Here is an 18,250-nt window from a genome sequence, read left to right as displayed (position 1 = left end):
GTCGACACTTGCGGGATCCAGCCTTGCAACGCCAGTGCGACGGCGACGACGCCGGTCCGGCCGGCACTCACCCGCGGGGCAGCCTTGACGCCGAACGCCACTTCGGCTGAAGCACAGGACGGGCGGCCGCGATGCGCTCGCGACCGCCCGCAGAAACCGGGTGCACCCGGGCTCAGCGCACCGACTTGCGCTCGTAGATCGCCATCGACCAGGCGTACCCGGCGACCACAATCACGACGCACCACCCGATTGCCAGCACCGGGCTCCAGCCGAGCGGGGTACCGAGCAGCAGCCCGCGGATGGCCTCGATGAACGGCGTGAACGGCTGGTACTGCGCGAACCACTGCAGCCATTCCGGCATCGACTCGGTCGGCACAAAGCCGCTGCTGAGGAAGGGCAGGAAGGTCAGCACGAGGGGCAGGTTGCTGGCGGTCTCGGCCGACTTCGCCTGCATGCCCATGGCCACCCCGAGCCAGCTGATCGCGTACGCGATGAGCACGATCAGACCTGCGGCGGAGATCCATTCGACAAACCCGGCGGTCGGGCGGAAGCCAATCAGGAGGCCGACGCCGAGCACAAGCACGACGGCGATAATCGCCTGGATGGTATTGCCAAGCACGTGCCCGGCGAGCACCGCGGCCCGCGAGATCGCCATCGTCCGGAACCGCGCGGTGATGCCCTCGGTCATGTCCATCGACACGGTCGTCGCGATGCCGCCTGCGCTGCCGGCGATGGTCAACAGCAGGATGCCCGGCATGACGTAGGCGACATACGCCTCGCGCCCGCCGGACGGATCCGCGCCGGGCAGGCCGGCCCCGAGCGTGCCGCCGAACACGAACACGAAAAACAGCAGCAGAACTACTGGCCCCACGATGGTGAACACCGACAGGCCCGGATAGCGCAGCATGTGCAGCAGGTTGCGGCGCAGCATCGTCACCGAGTCGGCAATGACGTGCGCTTGCTGGCGGGTGCCCGGGGCCGTCCGGCGCTTGGCGGCGATGGTGGTCATGATTCGGTTCCCTTCGTCTCGACCCGGCCGGTGAGCGCGAAAAACACGTCATCGAGGTCCGGGGTGTGGATGCTGAGGTCGTCGACCTCCAGGTTGGCCGTGTCGAGGCGGTCCAGCACGGTGCGCAGCGCGCCGACACCGCCGTCGCTCGGCACGGTGAGCGAGAGCCCGGCGTCGTCGCGGGCGGACTCGCCGAGCAGGCGGGAGGCGGCGTCGAGCCGCCCGGCGTCGGCGAACCGGAGCCGGATATGTCCGCCGGGCACCAGGCGCTTGAGCTCGTCCGGCGTCCCCTCGGCGACGAGCCGGCCGCCGTCGAGCACCGCAATGCGGTCCGCGAGTTCGTCCGCTTCGTCCAGGTACTGGGTGGTGAGCAGCACGGTGGTGCCGTCCGCGACCAGGCTGCGGACAATGTCCCACATGGTGTGGCGGCTGCGCGGGTCCAGGCCCGTGGTGGGCTCGTCCAGGAAGATGACGCTGGGCGCCGAGACGAGGGTCATGGCGAGGTCGAGGCGGCGCTGCATCCCACCCGAGTAGGTGGCGAGCGGCTTACGGGCGGCCTCGACGAGGTCGAACTGCTCAAGCAGCTCGGCCACCCGGGCCTTCGAGCGCTTCGCTCCAAGATGGCGCAGCCGGGCCATCAGCAGCAGGTTCTCCTCGCCGGTGAGCAGCTTGTCCACCGCGGAGAACTGGCCGGTGAGGCCGATCGCGGCGCGGACGCCGTCAGGGTCGCGCACGACGTCGCATCCGTTCACCAGTGCCGTGCCGCCGTCGGGCCGCACCAGGGTGGACAGGATGTGCACGGTCGTCGTCTTGCCGGCGCCGTTCGGGCCGAGCAGCGCGGTGACTGTGCCCGCGTCCACGGTGAGGTCGACGTCGTCGAGCACGGCCTTTGCGCCGTAGGACTTCCGCAGCCCGCGGACGTCGATTGCTGGCGTGTTCATGTGCTTGGTTCCCTTCTGTTGGTGGCCCGGAGTCATTGAGCGCGCTGAATGCTGATGTCGCCGTGCTGGGTGCGTGCACGCACTGCGACGGTCTGTTCGGACGCGTCCGGAGCGCGGTCGCTGTCCAGCTGGTTGCGGACGTGCCCCTCTTTCGAGGACAGATCGAGCCAGGCGGGAACGCCGGGCCGCACGCCGATGGTGACCTGGCCGAAGCCGCTCTCGACCTGGATGGAACCACTCGAGACCTCTGCGAGCTGGATGCTGCCGTAGGCGGTCTTCGCCGCGACAGAGCCGAGTGCCTTCGAGATCTCGAGGTCGCCGTAGGAGAGCTTCGCTTCAAGGTCGCCGCCGGACTCCCCGATCAGGATGGTGCCGTGCGACGCCTTGAGGATCGCGTCGCCGGTGACTTTGCCGATCCGGATCTGACCGTGGTCGGCCGTGATCTCGATCCCGCCCTCGGCGGTGCCGAGGGTCGCGTTGCCGTGCGAGGCGCGCAGCCACAGGTCGCCGGTGGAGTCGAGATCAACGCGGCCCATCGAACTCTTGATCCGGGTTGCGCCGAGGCATCCGACGGCGCGCACGCCGCCGACCCCGATCTCGGCGGTAAGCCGCGACCCGGCAGGCAGCTCGACCTTCACATCGACCGACTCGGTTGGGCCGATCCAGCTGATGCGGGGCCGGGGGCCGGTGATGATGAGCCGCTGGCCGTCGACGTCGATTTTGGTCTCTTTCGCGCCCCGGCGGTCGACTGCCTTCGCGGGGTTCGTCGGCGAGACGGTCACGACCGTGTCGTCACGGTCAGTGGCGATGATTTCGATCGCGCCGACCTGCAGTTTGATGGCGAGGTCGATGGGGGTGGGGGTGTCGTAGGTGGGCATGCTGGCGCCTTCCTTTTGGGTGTGTTTGATCGACCCCGCGGGTCCGCGTGGTTGGTGGGTGTGGTGCGGTGGGCGGTTTAGCGCGCCCAGCCGGCGAAGTTGTCGCCGGTGCGCAGCGTGCGCTGCGCGGATCGTCGCTGCTTGGGCTGGAGAGCGGCTGCGACCGCGCGGACCAGCCAGGTGTTGACGGACAGGCCGTCAGCGGCCGCGGCCTCGTCCACCCGCGTCTTGAGGGCATCCGGCAGGCGGAGCGTCGTGCGCGAGGTGCTCGCGTCGTCGAGGTCGAGGGGTGCGGCCGGCCGCTCGTCGGTGTCAGATTCCGGGTTCGGCTGGGTCACCACGAATTCGACGTCGCGTCCGCGCAGCCGCATGTCGACTGATCCGGGTGCGAGGTCGCGGGTGATCTCGCCGACCGCAGCCGAGAGAACGTCGAGGAGCACGAGCCGGGTCGCGGCGTCCAGTCCGGCGGCGAGCCGCTCGGCCACGGCGCGGGTGTCCTCCGAGCCGTTCTCCGCGGCATCCACTAGCTGCCGCTGTAGGTCGTTGACGTATTGTCCGAGTTCCATGCCACCATAGTGACACCACGGTGGTGTCACGTCAAGCCTTCGTGGTGTCACGGGTGATCCGCAGGTTGGTGCGGCGGCTCGATGAGGGTGAGTACGGGTGAAAGGCCCCCCGCCCTGAGTCCTAGTTGGCGTCCTGTCGGTTCACCATTTCGGCGATCCAGATCGGCGCGAACGGAGAGGTGCAGTTCGGCGGCGTCGGGTAATCCTTGAGCACCTCGAGGCGCTCGCCGATGCCGATCGCGCGGGCGCGGTGTGCGGGGTGCTCAATCCCGATCTGGGCCAGGCAGTGGTTCATCGCCCACTGCAAGCGGTCCGGGGCGTCCTTCATCTGCGCCTCGATGATGTCGAGCAGTCCTGGCAGGTCGAGGCCCTCCGGCTTCTTCGCAACGCGGTCGGTGGTCAGCGCCCAGCCGGCACTTGCCACCAGCGGGTCCGGATCGGCGAACCAGGCCACGCGCAGTTCCTCGGCATGCGGGTTCTTCTTCACCACATAGTTGACGAGCCAGTCCTGCACCTTGGGAGTGTGCGCCTGGCGCAACATGGCGTCCAACTCATCACGATCGAAAGCCTTCGGACGGCAGATCAGGAGCGCCAGGAGCCGCGCCGCGGTATCACCGGTCCCCCACAGCTCACGGGACAGCTCCTGCTGCGTCTTGAGCCGCTTGGCCAACGCCCGCAGCTTGCCGAGGTTCACCCCGTGGTCGTCACCGTGCTTGGCGTTCACGTCCCGGATCCTCGGGTCCTCGAGGTCAGCCAGCTCGGCCATCACCTCGGCCGCCGTCGTTCCGGTTTCCGTCGTCTGGGCCACCTCGGCCTCCTGTCCGTTGCTTGTGCGATTCAGCATACGTCGGCGGTTCGGCCGCCCGCGGCAATAAGCGGCTTGGCGACGAAAACAGACGACTGCACCGTTGCCGCGCACGCCGGTGAGCGTCCGGTGCTCACCTGTGAATCGCCCGCTGCCCCTTGCCCCAGACTGGTTGCCTGCGGCAAGCTGTTGATCAGCTGATGAATTGATCAACCGGGAGAGACCCGACGGCGGCAGCCCCCGGAAGGTTGCCGCGGCGGTGCCGTTGCGGGGCTGGAACCCCGCAGGACGGGAGGGCTCGGAACATGGAACGTGCAGGATCCAGGCCGGCAAAAATTCGTGCCGCCGTCATTTTCTCAGTGGTGGCGGTGATGGTAATTCTTGGAATTGCGTGGATCGTGACTACCCGGTCACCGGTCACGACGCCTCCGGGAGCGTCCGGGGCCCCGGTGAGTAATCCTTCGGTATCGGGACGTGCGGCTTTCCAGAAGGTCCCGAATCAGGTTCTGTTTGCGCTTGATGATTCCGGAAACCCGGATCTCTCCGGAGACTTGACGAATATCAAGCAGGGTGACGCCGGCGATTGCTATTTCCTCGCAGCGTTGATGACAGTGGCGTCCCGGGCCCCTGCGACCGTCTTGAACATGGTCCATGACAACGGCAACGGCACCTACACCATTTCCTTCCACAGCAAGTACGACGGGGTGTCCAATCCGGTGACGGTCACGGTCAACGGTGATCTTCCGTACCGCCGCGGCAAGCCCTTCGAAAACGGCATCGAAAATATCGATGGCAAAAACGTGTCATGGGCCGCGATTATCGAGAAAGGGTGGGCGGCCGCGAACGGCAACAGCTACAACGGCATCGATGGCACCGACCTCAGCAACGCCCAGGATCATGATGTACACAATGCTCTCTATGCCATCACCGGCGAAGTGGGCGTCGACCGCAACCCCGGCGGCCCCATGACGGGAGTGAGCTTTGAGCAGATGCAGCAGGATTTCACGAAAGGCCTCGTGACCTTTGGGACGTCCAACTCCGACGGCGAGCTGGTCTCCGACCATTCCTACGCATTGCTGGGTCTGAATCCCTCCGACCAAACGGTTGTGGTAGGTGACCCGGAGGGTGGCCACACCACGCTGGCTTTTGCGACCTTCCAGTCAACGAACATCAACCAGTACATCGCGATACCAACATATCCTTGAGCGGCAGCCCTAAACGGCAGCCATGGCCCGCTCGCCGTTGAAGTATTCGAGCTGCCAGCCGTCGACGGCATGGTGGTGGGCCAGGTTGAGCACGGCGTTGTCGATGCTGTCCAGGGTGCGGCCGACGGCGCGGCTGAGACTCACGCGCAGGAGCGTGCCATGGGCGACGGCCAGGACGCGGCGGCCACGGAATTCCTCGGCCAGCGCCTCAAGCGCGGCCAACCCTCGGCCGGCGGCCTCGTCCTCGCTTTCTGCGCCGCGGAACCCGTCGGGGATGCGCAGTGCGTCCAGTTCAGGACCGTCCTGAAGGCCCTCCGCGGGTCCGAAGCTGCGCTCGGCGAGCTCCGGCACGCGCCGGGCCACGCTGAGGCCGAGCCCGGCGGCGATGAGATCGGCGGTTTCCGCGGCACGGCTCAGCGGTGACGACACGATCGCGTCCCATTCATAGCCGGACAGGACGGCGACGGCGTCGCGAGCCTGGCCGCGGCCGACGTCGTTCAGAGGAATGTCGGTGGATCCCTGCAGCCGGCGCTGTGCATTCCAGTCCGTCTGGCCATGGCGGATGAGGGCGAACGTCGTAGATGTCATGCCTTCCATTCTGCCCTGACGGCAGGCTGGCGATGACAGAGGCGCCGGTCTGGGAGCCGCCGCGAGCATCCTCGTCATCGGCAAAGAGCGGCAAAGAGCGATCACAATACACCGCCACTTCGCATAGTCCCTTGACGCATGGCAAGCACCGGACGCAAAGTTCACACGAGAGTCATTCCTCAGATGGCCGATAACCGTCCGGACGGAGCCCTCATGCCGCAACAACCGCTGCACGGCGGAGCATATTGCATCCCTTGAGCCCCTCCCCGGCGGAGCCGCTTGCGGTCACCAACGGGAGCGCTCCGGTCACCTCTTGGACAGGAGAAGTAAGGATGGATCTCGAGCAACCGGCCCAAGGCCCCAAGACGGTAACTGCGGCCAGGGCCGCCAAAGACGCGGCGGGGGCGTCCATTTCCGCGTCGCGGAAGAAGGTTTCGTACGGTGCCCAGGACCGCAGAGGACCACTACTGTGGAATTCGGGCCTGGAAAGGCTCACCAACCGAACCCGTCTGCCGGGACAGCCAGCCGATGTGGGCGTGAACCTGTTCTACGAGGACCTTGAGTGGAATCCCCTCTTTGGCCCGGGCGATCCCGTGGGGATCATTCCAAGGGACACGGATCAGATTCCGCCTGGAAATACGGCTAATGCGGGAGGGCTGATTCTGCCCTGGTGCTCGAATTCCCAAGAGGTCCGCCAGAAGGCCATTGTTGTGTACCGCCTTGGGGAGGACCTGGATACGATCGAAGATCCCCTCCTGTATGTCTTCCAGTATTACTGGGACAACGTGGGGTACTTCTTGCCGGCAACCTTTGGGTCTTTCGACGAGAAGATCTCTATGGGTGAGGGGCCCAGCGCATCCCTCAATGTGGACTTCATTCTCGGTCCTGCAGGAGACCTGGTTGCCAGGGCATGGGCTTAGCCGGCCGGAGCGCGGCCGGCCGCTGCCAATCACTATGGGAGTCGGCAAGGTGTCCGGAGACTAAGTCGAGCTGCACGGTGGCGCTATCCGGGAGTGCCCGACTGTGCTGCGTAGGCAGTGGCCCGGTCGCGGACATGGTCCACGTACGGATCGGACTGGTTGTAGGAGTAGATCGCGTCGGCCCAGCCCGCGGCGGTGGTCAGGTCACCACCGTGTGCGCACAGGTACGAGGCGGCACTTAGCGCGGCGTCGTCGATGTTGAACGGGTCGGCTGTTCCGTCCCCGTTCCCGTCCCGGCCTGCGATCTGCCACGTGGAGGGAATGAACTGCATGGGTCCGACGGCGTGGTCCCACCGGGCGTCACCGTCCAGGGCGCCGGCGTCCGAATCAGGGATCGCGGCGAAGCCGTCACCGTTCAGGCTCGGACCGACAATTGGCCCGCTCACCTGACCGGTGGCGGTCAGGCTGCCGCCGCCGTACGTTCCGTGGCCGGATTCGACGAAGCCCACCGCTGCCACCGTATTCCAGCCGATCCCGCAGGTGGGGGCCGATGTGTTGGCCGCAGTGGCCGCCGCCACGTAGGCCTGGAGCGCCCGGGCGGGGATGCCGGTCTGCGCGGCGGCATGGGTGAGCCACTCGGCGTCCGCGCTCCGGGTGATGTTCACGGCGGAGGTGATGCCGGCGGACAGCGATTCGAGTTTCGCCTCTGCCCGCGGCGGCGCGGGCAGGGCCACGCGGGTCTCCGCCCCGGAGAACCGGAAGACCCAAAACAAGAACCCGGTGATGACGCAAAATACGAACAGGCCGAGCACGGCAAGGCGTTTCAGACGGAGCATGGACTAAGCGGGCCGGCCGGCGACGGTGCTGGCCCGCGTGTCCGGCGCGGCACGGAAAACCGCGCCGGCGCCGGACACGCGGGAGGCCATGGCCCTAGCCAACACACTCGACGCAGTAAGCGTGGCCGTTCTTTTCGCGTGCGACCTGGGACCGGTGCCGGACCAGGAAGCAGGAGTAGCAGGTGAATTCGTCCTGCGCCTGCGGGATGACCTGCACGACGAGTTCCTCGGCGACAATTTCCCCGCCCGGGCTGATCGCATCGTCAAAAGCGTCGGCTTCATCCAGTTCACGGACAACGCTGCGGGCATCCGGGGCGTTGGCGGATTGCAGCGCCTGCAGGGAATTATCCTGCGACTCCTTGACGTCGGATCGGACTTCGTCGTAATCGGTTGCCACGGGGGTGACTCTCATTCCTGTGTTTAGTTCTGACGGGAAGCCAACGTACACCATTGCGCGCGTCGCTGCCTCATGTGAACCAAGTCCTTCAGGCCGAACGGAGTCCCGGGACCTCGTCGACCGGCACCGGCATGGGGTCCTGGGAACCCGCCGGGCCCGGGCCCGCCGGACTGCTGCGGGCAGCCGAGGCGAAGGTGTTGGCCGGCCGGGGCAGCCCGTAGTGTTCGCGGAGCGTCCGTCCACTGTATGCGCGCCGGAAGAGTCCGCGGTCCCGCAGGATCGGGATGACGTGGTCCACGAAGGCGTCCAGGCCGGACGGAAGCACGGGCGGCATGATGTTGAAGCCGTCCGCCGCCCCGGCCTCAAACCATTCCTGGATCGCGTCGGCCACCTGCCCAGGGGTGCCAGAGAAGGTGCGGTGGCCGCGGCCGCCGCCGAGCCTGCCGATGAGCTGGCGCACGGTCAGCCGTTCCCGCCGCGCGAGGTCTACGATCAGCGTGTACCTGCTCTTGGCCCCTTCGATCTCGTCCTCGGAGGGCAGGTCGTCCGGCAGCTCGGCGTCCAGGGCCAGGGATGCTGCGGGGACCCGCAGCACCCCGGCAAGCTGCCTTCTGGCGTGCTCCGGGTGGATAAGCTCGTCGAGTTCTTGCTCCAGCCGCCGCGCCTCGGCCTCGGTGGAGCCGATGACGGGAACGATGCCCGGGAGCACCTTGATCGTTCCCGGGTCACGGCCGGCGGCGGCGGTTCGCCGCTTCAGGTCGGCATAGAAGCGTTGAGCGTCCGGCAGCGTCTGCTGCGCCGTGAACACCGCTTCGGCGTAGCGGGCGGCGAAGTCCTTGCCGTCCTCTGACGAGCCGGCCTGGACAATCACCGGGTGGCCCTGGGCGGAGCGTGGCACGTCCAGCGGCCCCTGGACGCTGAAGTACGTGCCGGAGTGGTTGACCGGGTGGACCCGGGTGTTGTCTCCCCAGGTCCCGGCTTCCTTGTCGCCGAGAGCGGCGTCGTCCTCCCAGCTGTCCCAGAGTTTGCGGGCCACGTCGAGGAATTCCGCGGCCCGCTCGTACCGCAACGCGTGGGCCGGCTGGTCCCGCAGGGAGAAGTTCCTCGCGGCGGCGTCTCCGGCGGTGGTGACCACGTTCCACCCGGTCCTGCCGCCGCTGATGTGGTCCACGGAAGCGAACCGGCGGGCCAGGTTGTAGGGGTCGTTGTAGGTTGTGGACGCCGTGGCGATCAGCCCGATGCGGTCGGTGACGGCGGCGATGGCGGCGAGCAGGACGGTCGGCTCGAGTGTGCCGTAGGGCCGCTGGCCGACGTCGCCGTGCAGCACCGGTGAGTCCGCGAAGAAGATCGAATCGAACGTGCCGCGTTCCGCCGTTCGGGCCAGCTGCTGGAAATGCGCGACGTCCGTCCCGGCGAAACTGTCACTTTCCGGCAGCCGCCACGAGGCCTCGTGGTGACCGGTGCTCATCAGGAACGCGTTCAGGTGCAGCTGCCGTGCCCCGCTCACAGCTGAACTCCGGGAACGTCGGCGCGCAGTTCGAGCGTGTCGGAATAGACGGAGGAGTCGCCCTGGATGGACGTGCTGCTGCGTCCGTCGACGCCGCGGGGTACCTCGCCGGCCACCGTGACCCGGTTCAGCTGCCGGGGCTGGCCGTCATAGTTGTCCGGGGCGTAGTGCTGGGTGATGCGGTTGTCGAACAGCACCAGCTGGTCCGGTTCCCAGTTGACGCGGACCACGTTCTCGGGACGGGTGACGTAGGCCTGGAGCAGCCGCAGGATGTCCTTGGATTCGGTGTTGGACAGTCCCACGATGCGCAGCCTTTGGGCGAAGCCGCCGATGAAGAGGCCGCGCTCGCCGGTCAGTGGGTGGACCCGGACCACGGGGTGGGCGGTCTCGAAGTGGATCCGGGTGAATTCCTTCCGCCGCTCACCGGCGTTGGCGTGCTCGAGGTTTTTCGGTACGGAGTAGTCGTAATCATTGGTGTGGATGGCCCACAGGGTGTCGGCGAAGTTCCGCAGTTCCTCCGGCAGGTCCTGGTATGCACCCGCCGCGGAGGCGATCAGGGTCTCGCCGCCGTAGGCCGGCAGCGTGATGCTGCGCAGGGTGGAGGCCTGCGGCGGGTTCACGACGAAGGTGACGTCGGTGTGCCAGTTGTTCGCGCTGCCGTTTTCGCTGTCCACCGGCAGGACGGCAGGTTTGCCCTCGACGGAGGCCACGGTTGGGTGTGCCTGGGTGAGCGGGCCGAAGCGGGCGGCGAAGCGGACCTGGGCTTCGTCGTCGTGGACGTTGGCGTCACGGAAGACCAGGGCCTTGTGGGTGTTCAGGGCCGCACGGATCTGGGCGATGGTGGCGTCGCTGAGGTCATTGCTGAGGTCCAGGCCCCGGATCTCGGCGCCGATGCGGGCGCTGAGTTGCCGGAATTCGAGCCGGGTTTCGGTGGTTGTCGACATGGTGGTTGTGTCCTTTGGTCTGTGGGGGTTAGTTGGACTGGGATCCGACGGCGGTCCGCCACCGGGAGAAGTGCCGTTCGACGGCGACCAGCAGGTAGTTGACCAGCAGGCCGAGCAGCGAGACGGTGAGGATCCCGGCGTACATGTCCGGGATCAGGAAACTGGACTGTGCGTTGACGATCAGGTACCCGAGTCCGGCCTTGGCGCCGACCATTTCCGCGGCGATGAGCACCAGGATCGAGGACGTTCCGGCCATCCGGATGCCGGTGAAAATGGTGGGCACCGCCGAGGGAAGGATGACCTTCTGGAACAGCCGGAAGTTGGAGAGTCCCAGCGAGCGGGCGGCCCGGACGAGCAGCGGGTCGACGGTCCTGACGCCGGCGATGGTGTTCAGCAGCACGGGGAAGAACGCGGCGTAAGCGACGATGCTGATCTTGGAGGTCTCCCCGATCCCCAGCAGGAGGGTGAAGACCGGGAGCAGCGCCAGTGCCGCGGTGTTCCGGAAGACCTCCAGCAGTGGGTTGAGGAACCGGTCAAGGGACCGGTACCAGGCGACCAGCAGGCCAAGGGCGACGGCGGCCACGACGGCGATGCCGAAGCCGCTGGCGGAGCGGGTCAGGCTGGCTGCCAGGTGGTTCTGCAGTTGGCCCTTGGCGACGAGTGATCCCAGTGCCCGCAGGACCTCGTGCAGCGGCGGAAGGAATACCCTGGTCGAGGCCGAGGCGAGATAGGTGGGACCCAGTTCCCAGAGCAGGAGGAACAGCACGATCGCGCCCGAGGCCCAGATCCCCCGCCCGGCCCTGCGGGCGCCGGACCGGACCAGGGCGGGAAGGCGTCGGGTTGCGGCGGGCTGTGGGGGCCGCCCGGTTGCGGCTGCAGCGGGGGCGGCAGGGGTGGTAGGAGCGGCAGGCGCGGTGGTCTCTTTGGTCAGTGTTGGTGCGGTCATCAGGCGGCCCTTCCCTTGCTGAGCTGTCCCTTGCTGAGCTCGGGTGCCTCGTCGGGCGCGGACCCGTCGGGCAGGATCTTGGCGTGCCCGGCTTCCTGGGCCTTCCGGACCTCGTCGTGCAGCAGCGACCAGACTTCGTGGCGGTGTTCGACGAAGACGGCGTCGGAGCGGACGTCCCGGTCACCGCTCCGCTCCCCCAGGTCAATGTCGACAATCTGCTTGAGCCGGCCGGGTCGGGAGCTAAGCACGGCGACCCGCTGGCCCAGGTACACGGCCTCGTCGATGCCGTGGGTGATGAAGATGATGGTCTTGCCCGTGGAGCGCCAGATGCGCAGGAGTTCCTCCTGGAGCTGTTCCCGGGTCTGGGCATCCAGCGCTGCGAACGGTTCATCCATGAGCAGGACGTCCGGCTCGTACGCGAGGCTCCGCGCGATGGCAACCCGCTGCTTCATGCCGCCGGAAAGCTCATGGGGATACCGGTCCTCGAACCCGGAGAGGCCGACGAGCTCAAGGTAGTGGCGGGCCTTGTCGGCACGTTCCCTCCGGCTCGGGCGGCGCCCGTCGCTGCCGGTTCCTTCGAGGCCGAAGGCGACGTTGGCGGCCGCAGTGCGCCATGGGAAAAGGGCGTACTGCTGGAAGACGACTGCACGGTCGCGGCCTGGCCCGGTCACCTCCTTGCCGTCCACGAGCACCTGGCCGGCGTCCGGCCGGGTGAGCCCGGCGAGGAGGTCCAGGAGGGTGGTTTTGCCGGAGCCGCTCGGTCCGACCAGAGTAATGAACTCGCCCGCGGCGACGTCCAGGGTGATGCCCTCCAGCGCCGTCAGGGTGGAGCCCTCTGGCTGGTCCTTGCTGGGCCGGACGGTGAACTGTTTCCCGACGTTGCGGAGGCTGATTTTCGGCGTCGGTCCGGTACCGGTGGTCATGACGCCGCCCCGTTCAGCAGTCCGTTGAAATCGTTGGTGTAGTACTTGGACGGGGTGATCCCGCCGCTGACGATGCCGGTGTCGTTCAGCCATGCTGACCAGCGGGTGAAGTCCTGGTCGCTGATGGCCCCCTTGGACGGGACTCCGACGCTCTTCCAGTACTTCAACGCCGCGGTGCTTTCGGAGCGCTGACGCTTGTTGATGATGCTCGTAAACCGCGCGATCACCTCGTTGCGGGGGGTGGTGCGCTCCCATTCGATGGCCTTGGCGACACCGGTCGTGAAGATCTTCGTGGTTTCCGGATTTTTCTCGATGAAGTCCTTGCGCAGGACGTACTGGCCGCCGGCGAAGGTTCCAAAGAGTTCGAAGTCGCTGAACAGGGACCGCAGGCCGCCCGTGGCGACAGCGTTGTCCTGCAGCACTCCGCCGAGCGCCCCGACGTCGACCTGGCCGCGGCGGATGGCCTCCTCGGTGTCATTGGGCGGAACGACGACGAGCTGGACCTGCCTGATTTCCTCCTGCGACAGTCCGTTCTTCTTCAGGTAGCTGTTGATCACGGCGTCCGCATGGGCGCCCAGGGTGTTGACGGCGATTTTCTTGCCGATCAGATCCCGCGGCGTCCGGATCGGACTGTCCTGGGTGACGTAAAAGCCGTTGAACGTCTTCTCGTCCTCGCCGTAATAGTTGATCACCGCAGTGACCGGCGCGCCGGCTTCGATGAGCTTGACCACGGCGCCGGAGAAGGCGCCGCCGAAGTCGGTGGCTCCTGTCGCGGCTGATTGGATGCTCGCCGGCCCGCTGATGGTGTTGCCCACCCAGTTCAGCTTGACGTCGCCGAGGTAGCCGAGGTCCTCGGCCAGCTCCGGCAGGCTCACGTTGTTGGCCGAGCCCTCGTAGCGGAGTTCGGTCACTTCGGGTGCCCCGGGGGTATTTCCGGCCGGGGACTGGGCGCTCGCAGGGCCGCCGCAACCGGAGACCACCAGCGAGACCGCCACGGCGGCAGCAACGCCCAAGGTGGAGAAAAGTCCTGCGGGTAAGTGTCGGTTTTTCATAGCGGATTCTTTCTGGATTCGATGGTGCGGACCGGGGCTACCGGACCGTGCCCACCATCAGAGCAGAGTCGAATCCGTTCCGCAGGTGCCTCGACACCCGAGGAAACCGCGCGTAATCCGGCGACGGAAACAGCCATGGACGCACCCCCGGTACCCGATCGGACGCAGCGCGAAGCAGTCCGTAACAGGGCAAGACTCACGCGGTCATTTGCGCCCATCCTGGGACACACCCGTGCCACACCGGCCCGGCACTGTGAAGTCTTGGTGACGCCCGGCGACGGCGCGTGAAGGGGCCGGCGCCGCGCCACTGTCGTGCATGGGACGAAAGATTGCTGGAGATGTGGCCGAATGTTGCGCGCCGGCGCGGTACCGGCGGTCAGGGCCCAGCACGACCAGGCGCACAACAGGACGAATAAAGGCGTGTCCGCCGCTGCTCTTAAGCAGCGGCGAACACGCCTTGAGCATCGGGCCGAGCCGCTGCTTACATTCCGGGGATCTGCTGCGCCTCGTGAACCTCGATTTCGCAGCCGCCGGGCATGTTCAGGTGCGGGTGCACCTTGGCCAGTTCCACGGCCGCCTCAAGGCTGTCGGCCTCGATGATGCTGTATCCGGCGACTTCACGCTGGCTTGGCGCAGTGGCTCCGCCCGCGGAAACGCGGACACCGTTGGCCAGCGGCGTTCCGAAGTCGATCAGGCCGTTGCCGACCTTGGCGGCCCAGTTGTTCCACTGTTCCATGGCGGCTGCCATGTCATCCGGCGCGGGCGGCGCGGCCTCGGCGGGGGTCATCGGGGCGTGATAGAGGAAGACGAACTTGGTCATGTTGCTCCTGCTTTCCTGGCGGTCTTGACGGGCTTAGGTTGGAAAACTTCAGACGGCGACGGTCCGGCCGGTGAACGCGATCAGGCGCTCCAGGCTGCTCGCAGTCTCCGCGACCGGCTGGACAGCGGCGAAGCTGCCGCTGGCGCGGACCTGGTCCGAGATGGTCACCAAGGCCAGGGCCTCAACGTGATCCGTGACGACGTCGGAAACTACAAGTTCCTGGCCGGTGGCCTTCGCGAAGTCCCACGCGTGGACGAGCAGCTCGAGGTTGACGATCCCGGCGACGACTGTCGCGGGCAGCTCGGCGAAGCCCATGTCGATGGTGCCTTCGAAGCCGCGGCGGCTGAACGCCTCCAGGGTGGCCTGCGCGAGTCCGGCGATTCGAACTTCCGGGCCTGCCCCGGCGTTGTCGCTTACGTCCGCGCCCAGCGCCCCGCCGATCTGCTTCAGCGAACCGGCCAGGTGCTCCAGCAACTCGTGGGCCGTGAAATTTTCGCAGGGAGTGGCTTTCTCACGGTCCTCCGGGGTGAGCTTGCGCAGCACGCCCAGGAGCACGGCGAGCGAAGCCTCGGCCGAGCTGAGGTGATCGATCGGGTCCGGGGCAGCCGACCATGCGTCCGGACCGGCGCCGTCCGGGGAGGAGGTCTCGGCGATCAGGCGGCCCAGGTAGTGGTTCCAGCCTTCGGCATGTGCTGCGGCCTGTTCGGCGTTGAGGCCGGCATGGACCAGGCGGAGCGTGGTGCCCCCGGCGTCGGGCTCCAGCGTGATGGTCACGGTGGACGCGCCCGGCGCCAGGTCCATTCCGGACTCCCAGCCCCAGGTGAAGACGATGCGCTTGCCCGGCTCGATCTCCTGGAATGTGCCGGCGGCGTGGTGGCCGGGAGTGACGGTCCAGCGGTATTCGCCGCCTATCCGAAGGTCAACGCGGGCCGCCACCGTTTGCCAGCGGCGCAGACGTTCCGGCTCGGTGATGAGCGCAAAGGCCTCGTCGGCGCTGACGGGCAGGTGAATGGTTTTATCGAACGTCATGAGAGTGGTCCCTTGTCTTGAGGCGAAGCATCGGAAGTGGTCGTGTGATGTTGAGGGGGCCGGTGACGCTGGGCGGCAAGTGCGGCCGCATCTGATGCCAGCAGGTCCAGTTCGTAGGTCCAGAACTGTTCGACAAGGTCACGCAGCCGGCCCATGCCGCCTGGGTCGAGTCGGTAGTACCTGTTCCGGCCCTCTTTGCGGGCAGATACCAGGCCGGCCTGCTCCAGGAGCAGCAGGTGCTGGGACACCGCGGAGCGGCTGACCGTGAAATGGGCGGCCAGCTCCCCGACAGCCTGTTCGTGGCTGGCGAGAAGATGCAGCAGGCGTCGCCGGTTCGGCTCCGCAGCAATCTCCAAGGCATCCAACACAACTAATACGTTAGTGATCACTAACGTATTCCGCAAGTGCCCAGCAGTCAGAGGGATCAGGGAACGCAGGCCGGCACCCTTGCGGATCGCGGCCCGGGCATGGCGCAGCTGTTATCGGAGCGGTTTGTCAGGGCGCTATGGCGCGTGCCGGGTTACCGCGTCCCGGGTTAAAGAGATGCCGGTAACCGGGACGGGGAATCCCCGGGCGCAGCGGCTAGAGGCCCCGGTGGTGCTCGATGAGCCATCGCGCCATCTGCTGGGCGCGCTTGGAGGCCAGCGCGTCCCCTTCGGTGGCGGAAATGATGGAGCCTTTCATCAGGATGTGCCAGGACCGGGCAAATTCCTCGGGGCGGTCCAGCCCGGCTTCTTCGGCCAGCGCCTGGATATGCCCGCGGATGCGGCTGAGGTAATCGATGCTCGCCTTGCCCAGCGGGTGCCCGGCGCCCATTTCCAGCAGCACATTGATAAACGAGCACGCCTCGAAATCCTCGCGCTGGAACCAGTCACCGAACACGTCAAAGACGGCGAGCAGCCTCTCCTCGGGGGTGTTGCCCCGCCGGCTGGCCTCGGCCACGATCAGGTCCACGGTCCACACCTGGTCGCGGAGTTCCAGGAAGGCCAGCACCAGGGCGTCCTTGGACGGAAAGTGCCGGTAGAAGGTTGCCTTGGATACCCCTGAACTGCTGATCAGCTCATTGACCCCTACGTCGCGGATGCCGCGGCGGGAGAATAACTCGTAAGCAGTGGCGAGGATACGGTCCACCGGCTCGTCGCGTCCGGCCATGGCTGTGGCGGGCAGCAGCGTAGGACCCTCGGCGTCGTTGACAGTCATGATAAAAAAATTTTACACCGGACCGAGGCGTACAGACCGGTCTGCCTCGGAGTGTGCTATCAGTCTCCGCCGGATTCCACCGGCGCTGTCGGCCAGCACGACGCCGGCGGGCCGGCCGAGGACCCGCCCGGCGCCTTACCCCCACCTAGGGATGCAGAACCCGGTCGCCATCGCGGCGTTGTGAGAAACGACCGTCCAGTGCGTGGACGAAGCTGCGGAGGGTCGCGGATTCGTGCGTGCTGTTGGCCAGCCGGACGATGGCCGAAGCCGTGTGGGCCAACTTGATGTTGTGGTGCTGGCTGTAGGCGGAAAGCCGTTCGAAGGCGTCGTCGGAACCGATGTGGAGTATTCCCATCAGGATGCCCTTGGCCTGTTCGATAAGGCCTCGGGTGCCGATGGCTCCGGCGACGGCCTCGCGGGCGGACCGGTCCGTTTCAAGTTGAACTGTTCTGGTGAGGTCCAGGATGAACCCGTCGACGAACAGCAGCTTCCCGTCACTGTCCAGCACGCCCTCCCCCGCCGTCAGGACGCGGCGTTCACGCCGGCGTGCGTCGAAGAGACGATGATAATTGGCGAAAAAACCTCCGCCACGGCACACATCCTCAAAGATTTCCCTGCACGGCTTCCGGTCGTCAGGATGCACGTGCTGCATAAGAACACCCACCGTGGGCACCACCTCGCCGCGGTGATAGCCGTGGATCTGGTACATCTGCTCGGACCACTGCAGCTCCCCCGAGGCAGCATCGTAGCGAAACGTCCCGGCGAGGCAGCCCTCGGTGGCCAGCGCGCTGGAATAGGCCTGCAACGCCTTCAACTCCGTCATGGCCGGGCCTGCCTGCCCGGCCCGCCGGCGGCGGCGGCGGCGGACGCCCTGTCCCGGGACACGGTCAGCACGAACTGAGCCCAACCTGCGCAGTCCGCGTCTCCAATGCCTGCCGCCACCGCACGATCAGCTGCTGGTTCCGGGTCCCTGCGAGTCGGCCCAAGAAGCGCGCTGCGGACGGGATGCGGAGGCGCGGCGGCCCTTCAGGAGACCTGGGCGCCCAGCCGCGGGCCGGTCTCGCCCGGGCGCGCTGGCCCTTCACGTGCGCTTCGTGAACTCCGCGCCTCTGAGCGCTGGGTTCCACGGGAATGCCCTCGGCTACGGACTGGAGCAGCGCGTCATCTCGCGGTGCCGAAATTTCCGAGACCAGCCCCATGCCGGCATACTCCCGTACTGCTGCGATCCCGGCCACCGCCGCCGGCAGGTCTGGAAAGGGCCTGGAGAGGGCCATGACGGTCCCGTCCGGGGCCGTAAGTCGAAATCGGTAGGACGTGTCGGAATCGGTGAACAGTTCGAACATGCCTGTCATAGAACCCTCCTGGAAGCCGGGACCCGATTGTTCCCGGCGACGCCGTTGTCACCGGGAACAGCCTGAATCCACCCGAACGATGCCAGTCACTCGTACCGGCCGGATCGAATTGATGAATTCATGAAAGTCTGAACTATGCAACTCACCTGCGCAAGAGGTACCACCCTGTCCGGCGGCGGCGACGACACTGCAGCGGTCCGGCGCTACGATATGTAAGCGGGCTGACCAATTGATGGGTGTGCAAGACAGACTTTTCTGTCTTGCACGTGCTAGTTTTCCTGTCGCCGGGGTCTGCACAGACGCACGGTTCAGAATAGTTGAATGTGAAGGAG

The 18,250-nt window shown here is 66.7% G+C and carries 21 protein-coding genes; 2 read left to right on the top strand and 19 right to left on the bottom strand.

The features are described 5' to 3' along the window. Positions 1-172 precede the first annotated feature (172 nt). From AC1DNG_RS02260 to AC1DNG_RS02240, 5 genes are all read right to left on the bottom strand, one after another. On the bottom strand, positions 173-1,009 hold the full coding sequence (locus tag AC1DNG_RS02260; protein WP_476855833.1) for an ABC transporter permease: 837 nt from the start codon (positions 1,007-1,009) through the stop codon (positions 173-175). Then, a complete protein-coding gene (locus AC1DNG_RS02255) occupies positions 1,006-1,950 on the bottom strand; it encodes an ATP-binding cassette domain-containing protein (RefSeq protein ID WP_476855832.1) in 945 nt (314 codons plus the stop codon). Before AC1DNG_RS02255 ends, AC1DNG_RS02260 begins: the two co-directional genes overlap by 4 nt. 32 nt (positions 1,951-1,982) lie before the next feature. Next, positions 1,983-2,828 (bottom strand): DUF4097 family beta strand repeat-containing protein, encoded by an 846-nt coding sequence (locus AC1DNG_RS02250; protein WP_476886519.1) that lies wholly within the window; start codon positions 2,826-2,828, stop codon positions 1,983-1,985. 77 nt (positions 2,829-2,905) lie between these two features. Beyond that, positions 2,906-3,394 carry a histidine kinase gene (locus AC1DNG_RS02245; protein WP_476849190.1) on the bottom strand — a complete coding sequence of 163 codons (489 nt, stop codon included), beginning with the start codon at positions 3,392-3,394 and terminating at the stop codon, positions 2,906-2,908. Positions 3,395-3,515: 121 nt separating this feature from the next. Further along, the gene (locus AC1DNG_RS02240; RefSeq protein WP_476886667.1) at positions 3,516-4,160 is read right to left on the bottom strand and encodes a DNA alkylation repair protein; all 645 of its coding nucleotides are present in this window, start codon (positions 4,158-4,160) and stop codon (positions 3,516-3,518) included. A gap of 344 nt (positions 4,161-4,504) precedes the next feature. On the opposite strand from AC1DNG_RS02240, the gene AC1DNG_RS02235 reads away from it, so the two are divergent. Then, the gene (locus tag AC1DNG_RS02235) at positions 4,505-5,404 is read left to right on the top strand and encodes a C2 family cysteine protease (protein ID WP_476870840.1); all 900 of its coding nucleotides are present in this window, start codon (positions 4,505-4,507) and stop codon (positions 5,402-5,404) included. A gap of 9 nt (positions 5,405-5,413) precedes the next feature. Here the strand turns inward: AC1DNG_RS02235 and AC1DNG_RS02230 are convergent, their stop codons facing one another. Beyond that, on the bottom strand, positions 5,414-5,992 hold the full coding sequence (locus AC1DNG_RS02230; protein WP_230009858.1) for a histidine phosphatase family protein: 579 nt from the start codon (positions 5,990-5,992) through the stop codon (positions 5,414-5,416). Positions 5,993-6,324: 332 nt separating this feature from the next. On the opposite strand from AC1DNG_RS02230, the gene AC1DNG_RS02225 reads away from it, so the two are divergent. Next, complete coding sequence (locus AC1DNG_RS02225; protein ID WP_476886518.1) at positions 6,325-6,912, top strand: hypothetical protein; 588 nt, start codon at positions 6,325-6,327, stop codon at positions 6,910-6,912. Positions 6,913-6,995: 83 nt separating this feature from the next. Here AC1DNG_RS02225 and AC1DNG_RS02220 read toward each other — a convergent pair whose 3' ends face one another. The 13 genes from AC1DNG_RS02220 to AC1DNG_RS02160 form a co-directional block, all read right to left on the bottom strand. Beyond that, positions 6,996-7,748 (bottom strand): lytic transglycosylase domain-containing protein, encoded by a 753-nt coding sequence (locus AC1DNG_RS02220; protein WP_476886517.1) that lies wholly within the window; start codon positions 7,746-7,748, stop codon positions 6,996-6,998. A gap of 94 nt (positions 7,749-7,842) precedes the next feature. Further along, the gene (locus tag AC1DNG_RS02215) at positions 7,843-8,145 is read right to left on the bottom strand and encodes a DUF4193 domain-containing protein (RefSeq protein WP_028276296.1); all 303 of its coding nucleotides are present in this window, start codon (positions 8,143-8,145) and stop codon (positions 7,843-7,845) included. A gap of 88 nt (positions 8,146-8,233) precedes the next feature. Further along, a complete protein-coding gene (locus AC1DNG_RS02210; RefSeq protein ID WP_476886516.1) occupies positions 8,234-9,652 on the bottom strand; it encodes an LLM class flavin-dependent oxidoreductase in 1,419 nt (472 codons plus the stop codon). Continuing rightward, positions 9,649-10,596 carry a TauD/TfdA dioxygenase family protein gene (locus AC1DNG_RS02205; RefSeq protein WP_476886515.1) on the bottom strand — a complete coding sequence of 316 codons (948 nt, stop codon included), beginning with the start codon at positions 10,594-10,596 and terminating at the stop codon, positions 9,649-9,651. Before AC1DNG_RS02205 ends, AC1DNG_RS02210 begins: the two co-directional genes overlap by 4 nt. Positions 10,597-10,624: 28 nt before the next feature. Next, complete coding sequence (locus AC1DNG_RS02200) at positions 10,625-11,542, bottom strand: ABC transporter permease (protein ID WP_476870845.1); 918 nt, start codon at positions 11,540-11,542, stop codon at positions 10,625-10,627. Beyond that, complete coding sequence (locus AC1DNG_RS02195) at positions 11,542-12,465, bottom strand: ABC transporter ATP-binding protein (protein ID WP_476886514.1); 924 nt, start codon at positions 12,463-12,465, stop codon at positions 11,542-11,544. Before AC1DNG_RS02195 ends, AC1DNG_RS02200 begins: the two co-directional genes overlap by 1 nt. Next, complete coding sequence (locus tag AC1DNG_RS02190) at positions 12,462-13,517, bottom strand: ABC transporter substrate-binding protein (protein ID WP_476849200.1); 1,056 nt, start codon at positions 13,515-13,517, stop codon at positions 12,462-12,464. The genes AC1DNG_RS02195 and AC1DNG_RS02190 overlap by 4 nt, the downstream gene beginning before the upstream one ends. Positions 13,518-13,998: 481 nt before the next feature. Then, a complete protein-coding gene (locus tag AC1DNG_RS02185) occupies positions 13,999-14,337 on the bottom strand; it encodes a YciI family protein (RefSeq protein ID WP_476849201.1) in 339 nt (112 codons plus the stop codon). A gap of 48 nt (positions 14,338-14,385) precedes the next feature. Further along, positions 14,386-15,366 (bottom strand): TIGR03086 family metal-binding protein, encoded by a 981-nt coding sequence (locus AC1DNG_RS02180; protein WP_476886513.1) that lies wholly within the window; start codon positions 15,364-15,366, stop codon positions 14,386-14,388. After that, positions 15,363-15,734, bottom strand: coding sequence for an ArsR/SmtB family transcription factor (locus tag AC1DNG_RS02175; protein ID WP_476858495.1), 372 nt, complete (start codon positions 15,732-15,734; stop codon positions 15,363-15,365). Before AC1DNG_RS02175 ends, AC1DNG_RS02180 begins: the two co-directional genes overlap by 4 nt. Positions 15,735-15,948: 214 nt before the next feature. Further along, entirely contained in the window at positions 15,949-16,566 is a 618-nt protein-coding gene (locus AC1DNG_RS02170; RefSeq protein ID WP_018772833.1) for a TetR/AcrR family transcriptional regulator, read from the bottom strand. A 145-nt stretch (positions 16,567-16,711) separates the two neighbouring features. Further along, positions 16,712-17,389, bottom strand: a complete 678-nt coding sequence (locus AC1DNG_RS02165; protein WP_476849203.1) for a PAS and ANTAR domain-containing protein — start codon at positions 17,387-17,389, stop codon at positions 16,712-16,714. Between the two features lie 64 nt (positions 17,390-17,453). Then, positions 17,454-17,840 carry a hypothetical protein gene (locus AC1DNG_RS02160; protein WP_476858762.1) on the bottom strand — a complete coding sequence of 129 codons (387 nt, stop codon included), beginning with the start codon at positions 17,838-17,840 and terminating at the stop codon, positions 17,454-17,456. Between the last annotated feature and the right edge of the window lie 410 nt (positions 17,841-18,250).

Source organism: Arthrobacter sp. 01T425, assembly GCF_056398725.1.
The sequence above is the reverse complement of the archived record's forward strand: the minus strand, read 5'-3'. Positions and strand labels throughout refer to the sequence as shown.

Excerpts from the sequence above, each read along its gene's own strand:
- AC1DNG_RS02260 (WP_476855833.1), bottom strand. The coding sequence starts at position 1,009 with ATGACCACCATCGCCGCCAAGCGCCGGACGGCCCCGGGCACCCGCCAG.
- AC1DNG_RS02225 (WP_476886518.1), top strand. The coding sequence starts at position 6,325 with ATGGATCTCGAGCAACCGGCCCAAGGCCCCAAGACGGTAACTGCGGCC.
- AC1DNG_RS02160 (WP_476858762.1), bottom strand. The coding sequence starts at position 17,840 with ATGGCCCTCTCCAGGCCCTTTCCAGACCTGCCGGCGGCGGTGGCCGGG.
- AC1DNG_RS02200 (WP_476870845.1), bottom strand. The coding sequence starts at position 11,542 with ATGACCGCACCAACACTGACCAAAGAGACCACCGCGCCTGCCGCTCCT.
- AC1DNG_RS02245 (WP_476849190.1), bottom strand. The coding sequence starts at position 3,394 with ATGGAACTCGGACAATACGTCAACGACCTACAGCGGCAGCTAGTGGAT.
- AC1DNG_RS02255 (WP_476855832.1), bottom strand. The coding sequence starts at position 1,950 with ATGAACACGCCAGCAATCGACGTCCGCGGGCTGCGGAAGTCCTACGGC.
- AC1DNG_RS02240 (WP_476886667.1), bottom strand. The coding sequence starts at position 4,160 with ATGGCCGAGCTGGCTGACCTCGAGGACCCGAGGATCCGGGACGTGAAC.
- AC1DNG_RS02220 (WP_476886517.1), bottom strand. The coding sequence starts at position 7,748 with ATGCTCCGTCTGAAACGCCTTGCCGTGCTCGGCCTGTTCGTATTTTGC.
- AC1DNG_RS02230 (WP_230009858.1), bottom strand. The coding sequence starts at position 5,992 with ATGACATCTACGACGTTCGCCCTCATCCGCCATGGCCAGACGGACTGG.
- AC1DNG_RS02190 (WP_476849200.1), bottom strand. The coding sequence starts at position 13,517 with ATGAAAAACCGACACTTACCCGCAGGACTTTTCTCCACCTTGGGCGTT.
- AC1DNG_RS02205 (WP_476886515.1), bottom strand. The coding sequence starts at position 10,596 with ATGTCGACAACCACCGAAACCCGGCTCGAATTCCGGCAACTCAGCGCC.
- AC1DNG_RS02195 (WP_476886514.1), bottom strand. The coding sequence starts at position 12,465 with ATGACCACCGGTACCGGACCGACGCCGAAAATCAGCCTCCGCAACGTC.
- AC1DNG_RS02185 (WP_476849201.1), bottom strand. The coding sequence starts at position 14,337 with ATGACCAAGTTCGTCTTCCTCTATCACGCCCCGATGACCCCCGCCGAG.
- AC1DNG_RS02235 (WP_476870840.1), top strand. The coding sequence starts at position 4,505 with ATGGAACGTGCAGGATCCAGGCCGGCAAAAATTCGTGCCGCCGTCATT.
- AC1DNG_RS02165 (WP_476849203.1), bottom strand. The coding sequence starts at position 17,389 with ATGACGGAGTTGAAGGCGTTGCAGGCCTATTCCAGCGCGCTGGCCACC.
- AC1DNG_RS02170 (WP_018772833.1), bottom strand. The coding sequence starts at position 16,566 with ATGACTGTCAACGACGCCGAGGGTCCTACGCTGCTGCCCGCCACAGCC.
- AC1DNG_RS02180 (WP_476886513.1), bottom strand. The coding sequence starts at position 15,366 with ATGACGTTCGATAAAACCATTCACCTGCCCGTCAGCGCCGACGAGGCC.
- AC1DNG_RS02250 (WP_476886519.1), bottom strand. The coding sequence starts at position 2,828 with ATGCCCACCTACGACACCCCCACCCCCATCGACCTCGCCATCAAACTG.